14 protein-coding genes are annotated in these 15,489 nt (G+C 68.3%); 8 read left to right on the top strand and 6 right to left on the bottom strand.

The features are described from left to right. Window positions 1-175: 175 nt before the first annotated feature. On the top strand, window positions 176-1,333 hold the full coding sequence (locus ACYVN4_RS37075; protein ID WP_460727498.1) for a DUF2235 domain-containing protein: 1,158 nt from the start codon (window positions 176-178) through the stop codon (window positions 1,331-1,333). Window positions 1,334-1,416: 83 nt separating this feature from the next. After that, window positions 1,417-2,778 carry a serine/threonine-protein kinase gene (locus ACYVN4_RS37070; protein WP_460727496.1) on the top strand — a complete coding sequence of 454 codons (1,362 nt, stop codon included), beginning with the start codon at window positions 1,417-1,419 and terminating at the stop codon, window positions 2,776-2,778. 11 nt (window positions 2,779-2,789) lie between these two features. Here the strand turns inward: ACYVN4_RS37070 and treY are convergent, their stop codons facing one another. From treY to ACYVN4_RS37055, 3 genes are read right to left on the bottom strand one after another with little or no spacing between them, the layout of a single operon-like run. Next, window positions 2,790-5,198 (bottom strand): malto-oligosyltrehalose synthase, encoded by a 2,409-nt coding sequence (gene treY, locus ACYVN4_RS37065; protein WP_460727494.1) that lies wholly within the window; start codon window positions 5,196-5,198, stop codon window positions 2,790-2,792. Window positions 5,199-5,209: 11 nt separating this feature from the next. Beyond that, window positions 5,210-7,321: a glycogen debranching protein GlgX gene (gene glgX, locus ACYVN4_RS37060; protein ID WP_460727492.1), complete on the bottom strand. Its 2,112-nt coding sequence runs from the start codon at window positions 7,319-7,321 to the stop codon at window positions 5,210-5,212. Window positions 7,322-7,354: 33 nt separating this feature from the next. Then, window positions 7,355-8,323 carry a bifunctional helix-turn-helix transcriptional regulator/GNAT family N-acetyltransferase gene (locus tag ACYVN4_RS37055; protein WP_460727490.1) on the bottom strand — a complete coding sequence of 323 codons (969 nt, stop codon included), beginning with the start codon at window positions 8,321-8,323 and terminating at the stop codon, window positions 7,355-7,357. A gap of 110 nt (window positions 8,324-8,433) precedes the next feature. On the opposite strand from ACYVN4_RS37055, the gene ACYVN4_RS37050 reads away from it, so the two are divergent. The 4 genes from ACYVN4_RS37050 (at window position 8,434) to ACYVN4_RS37035 (ending at window position 11,887) form a co-directional block, all read left to right on the top strand. Then, complete coding sequence (locus tag ACYVN4_RS37050) at window positions 8,434-9,702, top strand: adenosylmethionine--8-amino-7-oxononanoate transaminase (RefSeq protein WP_460727488.1); 1,269 nt, start codon at window positions 8,434-8,436, stop codon at window positions 9,700-9,702. A 79-nt stretch (window positions 9,703-9,781) separates the two neighbouring features. After that, complete coding sequence (locus ACYVN4_RS37045) at window positions 9,782-10,276, top strand: MarR family winged helix-turn-helix transcriptional regulator (protein WP_460727486.1); 495 nt, start codon at window positions 9,782-9,784, stop codon at window positions 10,274-10,276. Beyond that, entirely contained in the window at window positions 10,273-11,082 is an 810-nt protein-coding gene (locus ACYVN4_RS37040; RefSeq protein WP_460727484.1) for an ABC transporter ATP-binding protein, read from the top strand. Before ACYVN4_RS37045 ends, ACYVN4_RS37040 begins: the two co-directional genes overlap by 4 nt. After that, a complete protein-coding gene (locus ACYVN4_RS37035; RefSeq protein WP_460727482.1) occupies window positions 11,042-11,887 on the top strand; it encodes an ABC transporter permease in 846 nt (281 codons plus the stop codon). Before ACYVN4_RS37040 ends, ACYVN4_RS37035 begins: the two co-directional genes overlap by 41 nt. A 54-nt stretch (window positions 11,888-11,941) precedes the next feature. On the opposite strand, the gene ACYVN4_RS37030 is transcribed toward ACYVN4_RS37035, so the two are convergent. Continuing rightward, a complete protein-coding gene (locus tag ACYVN4_RS37030; protein WP_460727480.1) occupies window positions 11,942-12,235 on the bottom strand; it encodes a hypothetical protein in 294 nt (97 codons plus the stop codon). 104 nt (window positions 12,236-12,339) lie between these two features. Here ACYVN4_RS37030 and ACYVN4_RS37025 point away from each other — a divergent pair, with 104 nt between their 5' ends. Together ACYVN4_RS37025 and bioD are read left to right on the top strand one after the other, a co-directional pair. Beyond that, window positions 12,340-13,494, top strand: a complete 1,155-nt coding sequence (locus ACYVN4_RS37025; RefSeq protein ID WP_460727478.1) for an 8-amino-7-oxononanoate synthase — start codon at window positions 12,340-12,342, stop codon at window positions 13,492-13,494. Continuing rightward, window positions 13,491-14,177 carry a dethiobiotin synthase gene (gene bioD, locus ACYVN4_RS37020; RefSeq protein ID WP_460727476.1) on the top strand — a complete coding sequence of 229 codons (687 nt, stop codon included), beginning with the start codon at window positions 13,491-13,493 and terminating at the stop codon, window positions 14,175-14,177. The genes ACYVN4_RS37025 and bioD overlap by 4 nt, the downstream gene beginning before the upstream one ends. On the opposite strand, the gene ACYVN4_RS37015 is transcribed toward bioD, so the two are convergent. Further along, a complete protein-coding gene (locus ACYVN4_RS37015; RefSeq protein ID WP_460727474.1) occupies window positions 14,166-14,963 on the bottom strand; it encodes an alpha/beta fold hydrolase in 798 nt (265 codons plus the stop codon). The two genes, bioD and ACYVN4_RS37015, sit on opposite strands and share 12 nt — an antisense overlap. A 27-nt stretch (window positions 14,964-14,990) precedes the next feature. Then, complete coding sequence (locus tag ACYVN4_RS37010; protein ID WP_460727472.1) at window positions 14,991-15,416, bottom strand: MarR family winged helix-turn-helix transcriptional regulator; 426 nt, start codon at window positions 15,414-15,416, stop codon at window positions 14,991-14,993. Between the last annotated feature and the right edge of the window lie 73 nt (window positions 15,417-15,489).

Genomic DNA, 15,489 nt, shown 5'->3' with positions numbered 1-15,489 from the left:
ATAGTGATCGTGAACGATTTATGAGCGATCGTGCAGCGACCGCGCGGTGTTAACAGTGCCGAGCCGGGTACTTATAGGGGCACGCGTCGGAGTTAACGGCCGCGAGTGCCGCGGTCGATAATCGGGTAGTTCACTACGCGTGAAACCGAACGGTCAGAACGGGAGGCTGGCGTTCATGAAAAGGCTGGTGGTGTGCTGCGACGGCACCTGGAAGGCCGAGTCGAGCACGACGGTGTCGAACATCGTCAAGATCGCGGAAACGGTCAAGCTGACCGGGGCGGACCGGGAGGGGAAGTCCGTCGGTCAGCGGATTTACTACGTATCGGGACCCGGATCACGCGGGTTCATGTCCGACAAGCTGATGGGCGGCGCGTTCGGCCTCGGCCTGGAGGCCAATCTGTCGGCGGCCTACTGGCAGCTGGCGCTGAACTGGGAACCCGGCGACGAGATCTTCATCTTCGGGTTCAGCCGGGGCGCGTACACCGCGCGCAGTCTGGCCGGCATGATCAACCGCCTCGGAATCCTGAAGTACGACGCCATGATTCACGGCAAGTACCCGAAGGTGCTGGAGATCTACCAGACCCGCAAGAAGCATCCGGACGACCCGGACCCGCCCGAGTGGGCCGAATTCCGCGCCGAATACTGCTACCCGGAGCGACCGACCATCAACTTCCTCGGGGTCTTCGACACCGTCGGCGCGATGGGCGTGCCCGGGCTGACCGCGTGGAAGCACCGCTTCCACGATGTGCGGCTGTCGAAGATCGTGTTGTGCGCGCGGCAGGCCCTCGCCATCGATGAGCGGCGGCGGGAGTTCGCGCCCTGCCTGTGGGAGATCCCGGCCGATCAGAAGGAACTGTTCAACCGACCCGACCGGGTCAAGCAGGTCTGGTTCGAGGGCGTGCACAGCGATATCGGCGGCGGCTACGCCGACTGCGGCCTGTCCGACATCACGCTGCGCTGGATGATCGCCGAGGCCGAGGCCGAGGGGCTGACCTTCGACCACGATCGCCTCGACACGCTGCTGCAGGGTTGCCCGTTCGATGCCAGTCATTTGCACGATTCGCTGAGTCCCGGCTTCCGGGTGCTGAATTTCGTTCGGCTGGCCGGGAATTGGCGCAGTCCGCGCTTCTACTGGGATTCCTGGCGCAAGCTGCTGCAGCCGGAGGATCAGGACAGCTTCCTGGCCGCGACGGTGCTGGATCGAAAGGACTACCGCCCGGCCAATGTTCGCCGCTGGAGCGAGGCCGCGCACGGACCGGTGCCGCCGGATCTGGTCGAGCCCATCGATGAGGTTCCGCTGCCGACGCCGGACGCGCGAGTGCTCTCGAGCTGACGGCCATGCTGATTTCCTCCTACCGGACTGTCGTCGCGGCGCTATCCTCGCATCGGCGGACTCCGGGAGGAGGTGCGCGCACAGTGGTCGCTTCCGAGCTGGTCGCGGGGTCGGTTTTCGCCGGATATGTCATCGAGCGCCGGTTGGGTGCGGGCGGGATGGGCACGGTCTATCTGGCCCGCCATCAGGTGCTGGACATGCCGGTCGCGTTGAAGGTGCTGACGCCCATGGTGACCGGCACCTCCGGCAGCGCGCAGTTCCGCCGCGAGGCGCAGCTGGTGGCCAACCTGGCGCACCCGAACATCGTGGACGTCAAGGACTTCGGCGACGAACGCGGCACGCTGTGGATGGCCATGCAGTACGTCCCCGGTGGCGATTTGGCCGATCTCATCGAGGAGAACCCGCACGGCATCGACCCCGACCGTGCGGTGCGCATGATCGCCGCGGTCGCCGACGCCCTCGACTACGCCCACGCCCAACAGGTCATCCACCGGGACGTGAAGCCCGCCAATATCTTCCGCACCACCGGCACCGGCGGCGCCGACTGGATCCTGATCGGCGACTTCGGCATCGCCCGCAGCCTCGCCGCCGAGGACACCCTCACCGCCAGCGGCCGCTGGGCCTTCTCCCAGCCCTACGCCCCACCCGAACAACGCATAGGCCGCCCGGTAGGCCCCCGCGCGGACGTCCACGCCCTCGCGGTCACCCTCTACCAGCTCCTGACCGGCGACCTCCCCGCCGAACTCCCCATCCCCACAACCGATCCCAAGCTTTCCGCCCCGATGGCTCGCGTGTTGGCCAAGGCCACCGCCTGGAGCATGTCCGACCGCCACGCCTCCTGCGGTGACCTCGCCGCCGCCGCGACCCGCGCCCTGCGCACCCACGGCCGCACCGACGGCGCGGTCGCCCGCATCACCTCCGGCCGCGACCGGGTGGCCGCGGTGGTGCGGACCCGCGGGACCAAGCGGCGCGTCGTGACCCTCGCCGCGGCGACCGCGGGAGTGCTGGCCGCCGCGATCGCCGGTGTCCTGTACTGGAATTCCGGTTCGAACGCGGGCGGCGTCGATCCTGCCCCGGCCGCGTCCATCACCGCCCGCTGCCTGTACACGACCACGGTCTCGGTGGCGCCCGACGCCCACGCCGTCGTCCCCGCGACCGGCACCGGCAGCCGCCACTGCATCCTCTCGCTCAAGGACGCCGCCCAAGGCCCCCTAGAGGGCGTAAAAGCCCTCCAATCCGCCCTCCGCACCTGCTACAACACCCAAATCACCGACACCGACGGCATTTTCGGCACCGACACCAAACAAGCCATCCTCACCGTCCAACAACAACACTCCGTCAAACAGGACGGCGTCTTCGGCCCCCAGACGTCGAATGCCATGACCTGGCCCGTGTACGCCGCCGACAACACTGTGCAACCGCCCTGCCGCACCATCCCGCGCTGAACGCGCGGGGGTCAGCGGACAAGGAGGGCTACGGGGAGGCGGGCGAAGAGTTTCTCCAGGCGGGCTCGGCCGGAGAAGGTGTGGCCGGTGAGGCGGTCGGTCCAGTGGCCTTGGGGGAGGTCGATGACGGTGTCGGCCCAGCCGCCTGCCTCGTCGAGGCGAATGCTGTGGCGGGTGGCGGCGACGATGACCTCGGGGGTTTCGCCGGTGCGGCCGCGGGCGTAGGAGATGAGGTGGGCGGCGCGGTCGCCGGAGGCGAACAACGGGGTGTAGGTGCCGCCGACGAAGCAGTCGGGGCGTTCGCGGCGCAGCCAGAGGGCGTAGGCGGCGATCCACATCTTGACCGCGCCGGAGGCGTCGAGATCGGGTGTGCCGGTGAGGGATTGCAGCAGCAGGGTGCGGTGGGTGAAGTCGACGGGGCGGCGGTTGTCGGGGTCGACGAGGGAGTCCTCCCAGAGTTCGCAACCCTGGTAGATGTCGGGGATGCCGGGGCCGCACAGTTGCAGCAGCTTCTGCGACAGCGAGTCGGTCCAGGCGTGGGTGGCCAGGTCGTTGACGAACTCGCCGAGTTCCGCGCCGACCGGCCCGTCCAGGACGCTGTCGATCCAGCGGTGCACCGCCGTCTCGAACTCGACATCCGGTTCCTCCCACGAGGATTGGGTTCCGGCCTCACGAACGGCCTTCTCCGCGAACTGATGCAGCCGCTCCCGCAGCCCGGGCACCGCGGCGGCCGTGCGCCCGTCGGCGGGCCAGACACCGAACATGTTCTGCAGCAGGAACAGTGTGGTCGCCCCGTCGGGTCCGGGCGCGATCTCCTCCCAGGTGCTGACCGACCTCGCCCAGATATCGGGCACCTGCGACAGCATCCCGATGCGGGCGCGCACATCCTCGCCGCGCTTGGTGTCGTGGGTGGACAGCGTCGTCATGGTGGCGGGCCAGCGGGCCGCGCGTTCGGCATTGGCGAGATGGAATTCGACGACCGAGCGGCTGAACCGGGCCGGATCCGCGCCCATCTCCTGCAGCGACACCAGCCGCGCCGCGCGGTAGAACATGGTGTCCTCCACGGCTTTCGCGGTCATCGCCCCGCCCACCTGGTGGAAGCGGGTGGCGGCCTCGCCGCCGACGGACAGCGCGGTGACCAGCACCTGCAGCGGCGCGGTGAGCTCGGCATTGCGCCGCGCCACATCGGCGACGACCGCGCCGATCATCCCGGCCAGCGGCGCGTAGTCGGTGCGGTACACCGGCATGTAGGACAGCACCTCGATGGCGGAGTTGGTGAGCGCCATGGTGTCGAAGGCGTCCGCGCGCGCATCGCGTTTGACCGCCGCGACCAGTCGCCGCACCTCCGGCACCAGCATGGTCTCCGCGACCGCGCGCCGAATCCGGTGCTCCTGCTCCACGAACCACGCCCGGTCACTGCCGTGCCCGGTGAACTGCCGCGACAGCTCGGTCAACTGCTTCTCGCCGTCGGGATCGATGAGCACGCCCCCGAGTTCGGCGAGCGCGTCGTACCCGGTGGTGCCGTCGATGGGCAGGGTGGCGTCGAGGGGTTCGCGCTCGGCGAGCACCTTCTCCACCAGCAGCAGCCGCTGCGGCCCGATCAGCTGCCGCAGTCGCCGCAGATACTCGCCGGGCTGAGCCAGTCCGTCCGGATGATCCACGCGCACACCGTCGATCAGGTCGTGCTCACACCACGCGGCCAGTTCGCGGTGGGTGGCCTCGAAGACCGCGGGCTCCTCCTGCCGGATGGCGGCCAGCCCGCCGACGGTGAAGTAGCGCCGGTACCCGCACAGCCCCGACTTCCAGTTGACCAGCCGATAGTGCTGCTTGTCGTGGATGCGCAGCGCGTTCTCGCCATCGGTGCCCGGCGCGATCGGGAACCGCATATCGTGCAGCGCCAGCATGGGTTCGGCCCCGGAGCGGTCCACCGTCAGCGCGGCCGGATCGTTCTCCCCGGCCAGCACCGGCAGCGCGATGCGCCCGCCCGCGCCGTTGCCCGGCGTCCAGTCGATGTCGAACCAGGTGGCGTACTGGGATTCCTTGCCCAGCCGCAGCACATCCCACCACCACGCGTTCTGCTGTGGATCCGCGACGCCCACGTGATTGGGCACCAGATCGATGATCAACCCCATGCCGCGGCTGCGCACCTCGTCGGCGAGGGCCTTGAGTCCGGTGGGGCCGCCGAGTCCGGCCGCGACCGCGGTGGGATCGGTGACGTCGTAGCCGTGGGTGGAGCCGCGCGCCGCCGTCATGACGGGCGACAGGTACAGATGCGAAATGCCCAGCTGCTGCAGGTATTCGGCGATACCGCGCGCGTCGGCGAAGGTGAGCGCGTCGGGCCGCAACTGCAGGCGGTAGGTGCTGCGCACGGGCGTCTGCCGGGCGATGGGTCCGGTGTGGTGTTCGGGCGAGCTGGTCATGGCGCTATCGATCATGCCGTACGGCGCAGCACGAGCAGACAGCGTGCGGGCACTTGCACGGTGGCGGCGGCGGGGCGGAGGGTCTTCTCGGCGGGATCGCCGGTGGCCGTGGAGCAATCCAGGACGGTTGACCAGGCATTGCCGTAGCTCGCGGCGGGGAGTGTGAAATCGAGCTCTTCGTCATGAGCGTTGAAACACAGCAGGAACGAATCGTCGGTGACGGGCTCACCGCGCGGCCCGGGCTCGCGGATGCCGTCGCCGTTGAGGAAGACGGTGAGCGAGCGCGCGAAGGTGGTCATCCAATCGGCATCGGTCATCTCGGTGCCGCCCGGCGTGAACCAGGCGATGTCGCCGAGCCCCTGGGCGTCCGGGGCCGGATCGAAGAAGCGGCGCCGCCGGAAGATCGGGTGCGCGCGCCGCAATGCGACCGTGCGCGTGGTGAATTCGAGCAGATCGGCATGGGTGTGCATGAGGGTCCAGTCCATCCACGACAGCGGTGAATCCTGACAGTAGGCATTGTTGTTGCCCTGCTGGGTGCGGCCGAATTCGTCGCCGTGCAACAGCATGGGCGTGCCTTGCGAGAGCATCAGGGTGGCGAGCAGATTGCGGGCCTGGCGGGCGCGCAGGGCCAGGATTTCGGGATCGTCCGTGGGCCCTTCGACGCCGCAGTTCCAGGAGCGGTTGTAGTTCTCGCCGTCGCGATTGTCCTCACCGTTGGCCGTGTTGTGTTTCTCGTTGTAGGACACCAGATCCGCGAGCGTGAACCCGTCGTGCGCGGTCACGAAATTGATGCTCGCGCTGGGCCGCCGCCCGGTAGCTTCGTACAGATCCGAGGAGCCGGTGAGCCGGGAGGCGAACTCGCCCAGCGTCGCCGGTTGCCCGCGCCAGTAATCCCGCACGGTGTCACGGTATTTGCCGTTCCATTCCGTCCAGGCGACCGGGAAATTGCCGACCTGATACCCGCCCTCGCCGACATCCCAGGGTTCGGCGATCAGTTTCACCTGACTGACCACCGGGTCCTGCTGCACCATGTCGAAAAAGGTGGAAAGCCGGTCGACGTCATGCAATTCGCGTGCGAGGGTGGCGGCCAGGTCGAAGCGGAAGCCGTCCACGTGCATATCGAGCACCCAGTAGCGCAGCGAATCCATGATCAGCTGCAGGGCGTGCGGATGCGCCATGTTGAAGCTGTTGCCGGTGCCGGTGTAATCCATGTAATGCTGCGGATCATCGTCCACCAGACGGTAATACGCGGCATTGTCGATGCCCCGGAAACTCAGCGTCGGACCGAATTCATTGCCCTCGGCGGTGTGGTTGTAGACCACGTCGAGAATGACCTCGATATCGGCAGCATGGAAGGCGCGCACCATGGCCTTGAATTCGTTCACGCCGGAGGCGGGCGCGCTGTCGGCCGCATACCCGCGATGGGGCGCGAAATAGCCGAAACTGTTGTAGCCCCAATAGTTCCGAAGTCCACGATCGAGCAGGATCCGGTCGTCGAGGAACTGATGGACGGGCATGAGCTCGATCGCGGTCACGCCCAGCGCTTGCAGGTGCTCGATGATCGCCGGATGCGCCATGCCGGAGAAGGTCCCGCGCAGCGGCGGCGGCACCTCGGGATGGGTGAACGTCATGCCCTTCACATGCGCCTCGTAGAGCACCGTCTCGTGATACGGCCGCCGCGGCGCACGATCCCCGGCCCAGTCGAAATACGGGTTGATCACCACCCCGGTCATGGTGTGCCCGAGTGAATTCTGCCCGTAGTTGTAGGGCGCGGAGTCGGTCCCGAAATCGCCCTCGAACGCCTTGCCGTACGGGTCGAGCAGCAGCTTGCTGGGATCGCATCGCAACCCCTTGGCGGGATCGAAACGCCCGTGCACCCGGAACCCGTACCGCTGTCCCGGCCCGATACCGGGCAGGTAGGCATGCCACACATACCCGTCCACCTCGTCCAGCGGTATCCGCGTCTCGCGGTGGTCCTCGCCGATCAGGCACAGTTCCACGCGCCGGGCGACCTCGGAGAACACCGAGAAGTTCGTCCCGGCGCCGTCGTAGGTCGCGCCGAGCGGGTAGGCGGTTCCCGGCCACACGCCGAGCGCGGTGGAGCCGGGGGTCGCGGGAGCCATGCCCCGACCCTATCGAGCCCGTCCGAGCGCCGGTCAGAGTCCCCTGCACCAGGTCTGCCCGACCAGATCGACGCCGAAGCTGTGGTGCGGATTCGATTCCACGAGTTCGAAACCCGCGCGCTCGTACAGGTGCCGCGCCGAGGTCAGGATGCTGTTGGTCCACAGCACCATCTCGGTGTATCCGACGTCGGCGGCGAAGCGCAGGCATTCGTCCACCAGGGCGCTGCCCACGCCGAGCCCGCGCGCCGACGGTTCGACCAGCAGCAGCCGCAGCCGCGCGGTGCTGTCGTCCTCGCGCATGCAGTAGACGCAGCCGACCGGGCTGCCCTCGTATTCGGCGATCCAGGCCCGTTCCCGCTGCGGGTCATGGGAATTCAGCCAGTCGGCGACGATCTTGGCGGCCAGCGCCTCGTACTCGCCGTTCCAGCCGAACTCCTCGGCGTAGAGCTCGGCATTGCGGCGGATCACCCAGCCGTGGTCGCCGGGCCGGGGTTCGCGCAGCACCACGGCGGCCGGATCGGCTTCGGTCTCGGTATCGAGAATCTGCTCGATGGTCCGCATGGCCCCGACCAGCCGGGTGCGCACGACGGGGGAGCGGTCCCCGAGCAGACCCCCGATCTGCTCGTCGGTGCGCTGATCCAGGACGTCGAAGGCCGCGCGGCCGAGGCCGGTCAGCTCGACGATCTGCCGCCGGCCGTCGGCATCGGACCGCCGCCGGGTCACCAGCCCGCGCTCCTCGAATCGGGCCAGAATCCGGCTCAGATACCCGGCGTCCAGATCCAGCGCCAGCCGTAGATCGACCACCTCGGCGGCCCCGAAGTTGGCCAGCTCGAACAGGATCCGGCCCTCGGTGAGCGAATATTCGGTGCCCAGCATCCCGCCCTGCAGGACGCCGATGATGCGGGTGTAGCGCCGGTTGAAGGCGCGGACGGCGGCAATGTGATGCGCCTCGATCAGCTTCTCTGCGGTGCTCGTCGCACCCTCGGCAGAGTTGGTCGTCATGACGACTCCAATCCTTTGACCGAGTCAAAGAATACGCCGGACGGGCCGTGGCAGACAGGGTTCGTGGTAACTTGAACACCGTTCAAGCCCGCTCCTCGTAAGGACTTCCTGTGGCATTGACCGGTACCGAGATCGCCGCCCTGGACGCGGCGCACGTGTGGCATCCCTACGGCGGATTTCCCGCCGGGACCGAACCGCTCATCGTGGCGTCGGCGTCCGGGACCCGGCTCACCCTCGCCGACGGGCGCGAGTTGGTGGACGGGATGAGCTCGTGGTGGGCCGCGGTGCACGGGTATCGGCACCCGGTGCTCGACGCGGCGCTGATCGCGCAGGCCGGGAAGATGAGTCACGTGATGTTCGGGGGGCTCACCCACGAACCGGCGGTGCGGCTGTCGCAACTGCTGGTCGAGCTCACGCCCGAGGGGCTGGACAAGGTCTTCCTCTGCGACTCCGGGTCGGTGTCGGTCGAGGTCGCGGTGAAGATGTGCCTGCAATACCAGCGGGCCATCGGGCGGCCGGAGAAGCATCGGCTGATGACCTGGCGCGGCGGGTATCACGGGGACACCTTCACGCCCATGAGCGTGTGCGACCCCGAGGGCGGGATGCACTCGCTGTGGACGGATGTTCTCGTACCCCAGGTGTTCACCAGCGCGCCGCCGGAAGAGTATGTGCCCGAGTATGTTTCGGAGCTGGAGCGAGTGATCGCCGAGCACGCGCACGAACTGGCCGCGGTCATCGTGGAACCGGTCGTGCAGGGCGCGGGCGGCATGCGCTTCCATGATCCGCGCTACCTGGCCGATCTGCGGCGGCTGTGCGACGAGCACGGCGTGCTGCTGGTCTTCGACGAAATCGCCACCGGATTCGGCCGCACCGGAACGCTTTTCGCGGCCGAGCAGGCCGGGGTCCGGCCCGATGTGATGTGCGTCGGCAAGGCGCTCACCGGCGGATACATGACCCTCGCCGCAGCCCTGTGCACTACCGAGATCGCGGAGACCCTGAGCCGCGAGCACGGCGGGCTCATGCACGGGCCGACGTTCATGGGCAATCCCCTGGCCTGCGCGGTCGCGGTGGCCTCGATCGAACTGCTGCTCTCGCGCGACTGGCAGGCCGAGGTGCGCGGTATCGAGGCCGAACTGTGCACGGGCCTCGCCCCTGCGCGTGAGCTCCCCGGGGTCGCGGATGTCCGGATTCGTGGTGCCATCGGCGTCATCCAGTTGAACCATCCGGTGGATATGCGCAAGACCACGCACGCCGCGGTCGAGGCCGGAGTATGGCTGCGTCCTTTCCGCGATCTCATCTATTGCATGCCGCCGTTCATCAGCACCCCCGGGGACGTCCGTCGCATCACTACCGCCATGTGCGCCGCCGCGGCGGTCTGACCGGCGGTTTCACACCGCCCGGAAAATACCTCTGAAACAGAGCTACCAATACCTCTGAGGCAGAGCTATCGTTGCGGTCATGCCGGAGAACCGTCGGCGCACCGCCGAGGACCACGCCGAATTGATGACCCTGCTGTTCGGGTCGATGGGTCGGTTGCGCCGTCAGGTCGGCCGCCTCGCCGGGCGGTCCTTCGACGAACCGGGCCTGTCCGGCACCCAGTCGGAATTCCTGCGCCTGGTCGGGCGACGGCCCGGTATCTCGGTGAAAGAGGCTGCCGCGGAACTGGGTTCGGCCGCCAACAGCGTTTCGACGCTCGTCACCGAACTGGTCAAGGCGGGCCTGCTGGTGCGCGAACCCGATCCGCGCGACCGCCGCACCATGCGCTTGTCGTTGACCCCCGACGCCCAGCACCTCGCCGACGAGACCCGCCGCCACCGGCACGCGGTCGTCGCCGAGGCCCTCGACCAGCTCACCGAAACCGAACGCGCGCAATTGCGGAACGGGCTGGCGGCCATGACCCGCTTGACCGACCTGCTGCACGAGCGCGAGCACTCCCGGGGAGACAACCGATGACCAGCGTGCCCGCCGTCGAATGCGTCGGCCTCACCCATCACTACGGAAACACCGCCGTGGTCGACGATTTCGACATGACCATCGCGCGCGGTGAGGTGTTCGGGCTGCTCGGACCCAACGGGGCGGGGAAGTCCACCACCATCCGGCTGCTCACCACGCTCATGCCCATCCAGTCCGGCACGGTCCGCGTATTCGGGCTCGATGTGTCGACCCAGGCCGCCGACGTCCGCTACAACCTCGGCTATGTGCCGCAACAGCTCTCGATCGAGGCCGGGCTCACCGGACGGCAGAACGTGGCCTGGTTCGCGCGGCTGTTCGACGTGCCGCGCAACGAGCGCGCCGAGCGGGTCGACGAGGTACTCGACGCCATGCACCTGCTGGACGTGGCGGATCGCCTGGCGGGCAGCTACTCCGGCGGCATGATCCGCCGCCTGGAACTGGCGCAGGCGCTGGTCAACCGGCCCGCATTGCTGGTGCTCGACGAGCCCACGGTCGGCCTGGATCCCATTGCGCGCGACAGCGTCTGGGAGCGGGTCGCGCACATGCGCGCCGAATACGGCACCACCGTGCTGCTCACCACCCACTACATGGCCGAGGCCGACGCGCTCTGCGATCGAATCGCGCTGCTGCACAAGGGCGTGCTGCGCGCCACCGGCTCACCCGCCGAACTGAAGGCCGGAATCGGTCCCGGGGCGACCCTCGAGGATGTCTTCCGGCAGGCCGCGGGGGAGGGGCTCGACGATGTCACCGAAGGGAACCTGCGCAATGTCCGAAGTACTCGCCGGTCGGCCCGGCGCATGGGCTGACACCCCATTCACGCCGGTCCTGGCCCCGCGCGGCTGGGGCCGCGTGCCCCGATTGGCCTCGCGGATCGGCACTTTCGCGCTGGTGGAGATCCAGAAGCTGCGCCACGATCAGACCGAGGTCTTGACCCGCGCGATCCAGCCGGTGCTGTGGATGGTGATCTTCGGGACCACCTTCTCGCGGCTGCACACGCTGCCCACCGGGTCGGTGCCCTACCTGGACTTCCTCGCACCCGGCGTGATCGCGCAGTCGGCGCTGTTCATCGCGATCTTCTACGGCATCCAGATCATCTGGGATCGCGACGCCGGGATTCTCACCAAACTGCTCGTCACCCCGACCCCGCGCGCGGCGCTCATTACCGGAAAGTGTTTCGCCGCAGGGGTTCGCGCCATCGCCCAGATCCTGGTGATCGTGATCGTCGCGTTGCTCATGGGCGTCGGGCTCACCGACAATCCGCTGCGCCTGCTCGCCACCGTCCCCGCGGTATTCCTCGGGACGGCGTTCTTCGCCTGCCTGTCCATGACCATCGCCGGGCTGGTGCAGGCCCGCGATCGGCTGATGGGTATCGGCCAGGCGATCACCATGCCGCTGTTCTTCGCGTCCAACGCGCTGTATCCGGTCGATCTGATGCCGGGCTGGCTGCGGGTGGTCAGCCACATCAATCCGCTCAGCTACGAGGTGGACGCGTTGCGCGGCTTGCTGATCGGTACTCCGGCAAGTCTCTGGCTCGACTTCGGCGTGCTCACCGGGGCGGCAGCGCTCAGCGTCGCAACGGCCTCGGCCCTGCTGGGCCGTCTGGTCCGGTAGTCGATCGCGGTTGTCGGCCACCGGCGTGGTGTTCCACTCGCTCGCGGCGAGTCCCTAGCGGTTAGCTCGTTTTTCGCGCACTTTGTCTGATTTGTCGCTGTCGGACAGGACTTCCCAGACCTTGAACACGCAGTGATATTCGTCGGACCAGCCGCGGGCGATCAACATGAAGGTGTCACCGTCGCGCAGGATCGTGCGCCGACTGATCAACCTCGGATGATCGGGAATGAATTTCGAAACGAGGTCCGGGAGCTTCGCGAGGGCTTGTTCGCGGGTTCCCACCACCTCGGTGAGGATCTTCGGACTCCAAGTTTTGCTCTCTCCGAAGCCGGTCGTCTGCTCGACCACTATTGCCCATCGTGGCATCGCGCAGCCTCCTTACGATCCCCAGCATAGTCCCGCTCACCGACACCCATGGCCTCCTGAACGGCGTTCAAGTATGCTTCCGAGCTGTGACTGCCGATCCCTTGAGCTGGCTCGACACCCGCGCCGCCGAGCGCGTGGACGCCGGACTGCGTCGCGCGCTGTGCGCCCGCACCCCCGAGCAGGCGAGCATCGACCTGGCCTCCAACGACTACCTCGGGCTGGTGCGCCACCCGGAGGTGATCGCGGGAGCCATTGCCGCGGTACAGCGCTGGGGCACCGGGGCGACCGGGTCCCGGCTGGTCACCGGAACCACCGCCGAGCACGAACAGCTCGAGAGCGAACTCGCCGAATTCGTGGGGGCGGAAGCCGGATTGGTGTTCGCCTCCGGCTACGCGGCCAACCTGGGCGCGGTCACCGCGCTGGCCGGGCGTGGGGCGCTGGTGGTTTCGGATGCCGGCAGCCACGCTTCGCTGGTGGATGCCTGCCGGTTGTCGCGGGCCCGCGTGGAGATCGCACCGCATCGCGATCCGGCGGCCGTGGATCGGCTGCTGTCGCAGCGTCGCGAGGAGCGGGCGCTGGTGCTGACCGACTCCGTGTTCAGTGCGGACGGTGACCTCGCGCCGCTGGCCGAACTGCATCGGGTGACACGCGCCAATGGCGCGGTGCTCGTCGTCGACGAGGCGCACGGGCTGGGGGTGCGCGGTGACGGCGGGCGCGGGCTGGTCCAGGAATGCGGGCTGGCCGGTGAGCCGGACCTCGTGATCACCGCGACACTCTCCAAAGCCTTTGCCGCCCAAGGTGGCGTGGTGCTCGCCAGTGAGCGCGTGCGTGCGCACCTCATCGATACGGCTCGCACGTTCATTTTCGACACCGGTCTCGCGCCCGCGGCCGTCGGCGCGGCCCGCGCCGCCCTCGGGCTGCTGCGCCGCGATCCGGCCATGGCCCAGCGGGTGCTGGACCGGGCCGCGGATCTGGCGCGCATCGCCGGTGTCGGGCAACCGGATTCGGCGGTCGTCTCGGTGGTTCTCGGTGAGGCTCAGGTCGCCTACGACGCCGCGCAGGCGTGCATCGCGCGCGGGCTCTCGGTCGGCTGCTTCCGGCCGCCGTCGGTCCCCGAAGGCACCTCGCGGCTGCGCTTGACCGCGCGCGCCGACCTCAGCCCGGGCGAACTCACGACCATCGCAACGATTCTCACCGAGGTCCTCGCCGAAGCCCGTGCCCGCGAGGTGATCCCGGCGTGACCCGGCTGTTGTTTGTCACCGGCACCTCCACCGATGTCGGCAAGACCATCGTCACCGCCGCGCTGGCCGCTGCGGCCCGCGCGGCCGGGCTGAACGTCGCGGTCTGCAAGCCCGCTCAAACCGGTGTAGCCCCGGGCGAACCCGGTGATCTGGCGGTCATCACCGAGCTGAGCGGTGTCACCCGGACCCTCGAACTCGCGCGCTATCCGGAGCCACTGGCCCCGGACACCGCCGCTCGGCGCAGTGGGCACCCGCTGCTCACGCTGTCCGAAACCGTCGCCGGGATCGAGTCCTGCGCCGACGCCGACCTGGTTCTGGTCGAGGGCGCGGGTGGTCTCCTCGTGCGCATCGGCGACTTCACCCTGCTCGACCTGGCTCAGAAGCTCAGTGCCCCGGTGCTCTTGGTCGCGGCGGCCGGTCTCGGCACCCTCAACCACAGTGAGCTCACCACGCGGACGCTGGCCGCGGCGGGAGTCGAATGCGCGGGCTTGGTGATCGGCTCCTGGCCCGCCGAACCCGACCTGGCGTCCGAATGCAACCGCACCGATCTGCCCGCCGTCACCGGTGTGGATCTGGTCGGCTCGCTGCCGGCGGGCGCGGGTGCCTGGCCCGCGGCCGATTTCGCGGCCGCCGCCTCGGCCTGGTTCGACCCGGACTGGTCGGCCACCTACCTACGACGCTGAACCTGTATCGGGACGGAAGAATTCGCGCAAGGTGGTCGCGACCGTCGTGAAATCGTCGGGATGGTGGGCCAGCCCGGGCAGCACGGTGAGCCGTGAATTCGGCAGGGCCGCATCGAGTTTCTCCATGCTCTCCAGCCCGTACCGATCGCTGGCCGAACCCGCCAGTAAAAGGGCCGGAGTGGTCGTCTCCGACCAGCGAGCCGGGTCCGGATCCATCGCGGCGAGGCATTCGAGGTCGGCGATCAACCCGGACGCGCGATGGGCCATGGCCGCGCCCATCGCACGCAGGATGCGATCCGGAGTCGGCGGATCGGTGATGGCCCGGAAGAACTCGGTGACCGCCGCGGCGGGATCACCGACGACGAGTTCGCGGGCTCGGTCCAGGGTCGGCCGTAGCGGGCCGCCCGCGAACGCCAGCGGTGCTTCGTAGAGAGCGAATCGCCGGATATTCGGGACACCCGCGGCGAGCGCCTCCAGGGTGACCAGACCGCCCGCCGAATGCCCGAACACGAAGCTCGGGCCGTCCTGGAGGGCGAGTACCGCCGCCAAGTCCTCCGCGTGCCGCGCGAAAGTGCGTGGGCCCGTGCTGCTTCCGCTGGGTTCGTAGTCGCGTCGAGCGACCAGGACCACTGTGAAATCGGTGGCGAGTAGCTCGGCCAGCTGCTGGTACATCTCCGTGGTCACCAACGCGCCGTGCACGATCACCAGCGGCGGTCCCTCACCGAGGGTATGGAAGACGATGCGCGTGCCATCGGCCGAAGTGACGCTGTCGGTTTTTGTCCGCATACCCCTATCGTGCCCGCCGCCAACCTTTTACGCGGGGCCGAAGGCGCGTTTGAGCAGGGTGTGCAGGTGGGCTTGGTCCTCGTCGGAGAGCCTGTCGAGTCCGTCTCGGGTGGTGTGCATCTTCGCGTGGATCGCGTCGGTGAGCTGCTGGCCCTCGGCCGTGATGACGAGGTTGGTGACGCGGCGATCCGAGGCGCTGGGCTCGCGGCGAACGAGGCCGCGCTTCTCCAGTCGGTCGATGATGCCGGTCACGTTGGAGGCGTCGCAGGCCATGATCTCGGCCAGCGCGCGCATGGCGACCGGGCCGCGGCGCAATACGACCAGGGCCTTGCCTTGGCTCGCGGTGAGGTTCTCACTGGCCGCCGCGACGGTGAAGTCCCCGTAGTAGACGCCGAAAGACAGCCACAGCGCCTCCATGAGCCGCGCGGTGTCGACGTGGGGAGCTTCGGTCATGACAGCCAGCCTATCCGCAGAAACTTGACTATCTCAAATATTCACCACTAGCGTCTGCATGTATTGCTTGAAG

The organism is Nocardia heshunensis (assembly GCF_054782115.1).
This window is presented reverse-complemented; position numbering and strand designations above follow the sequence as displayed.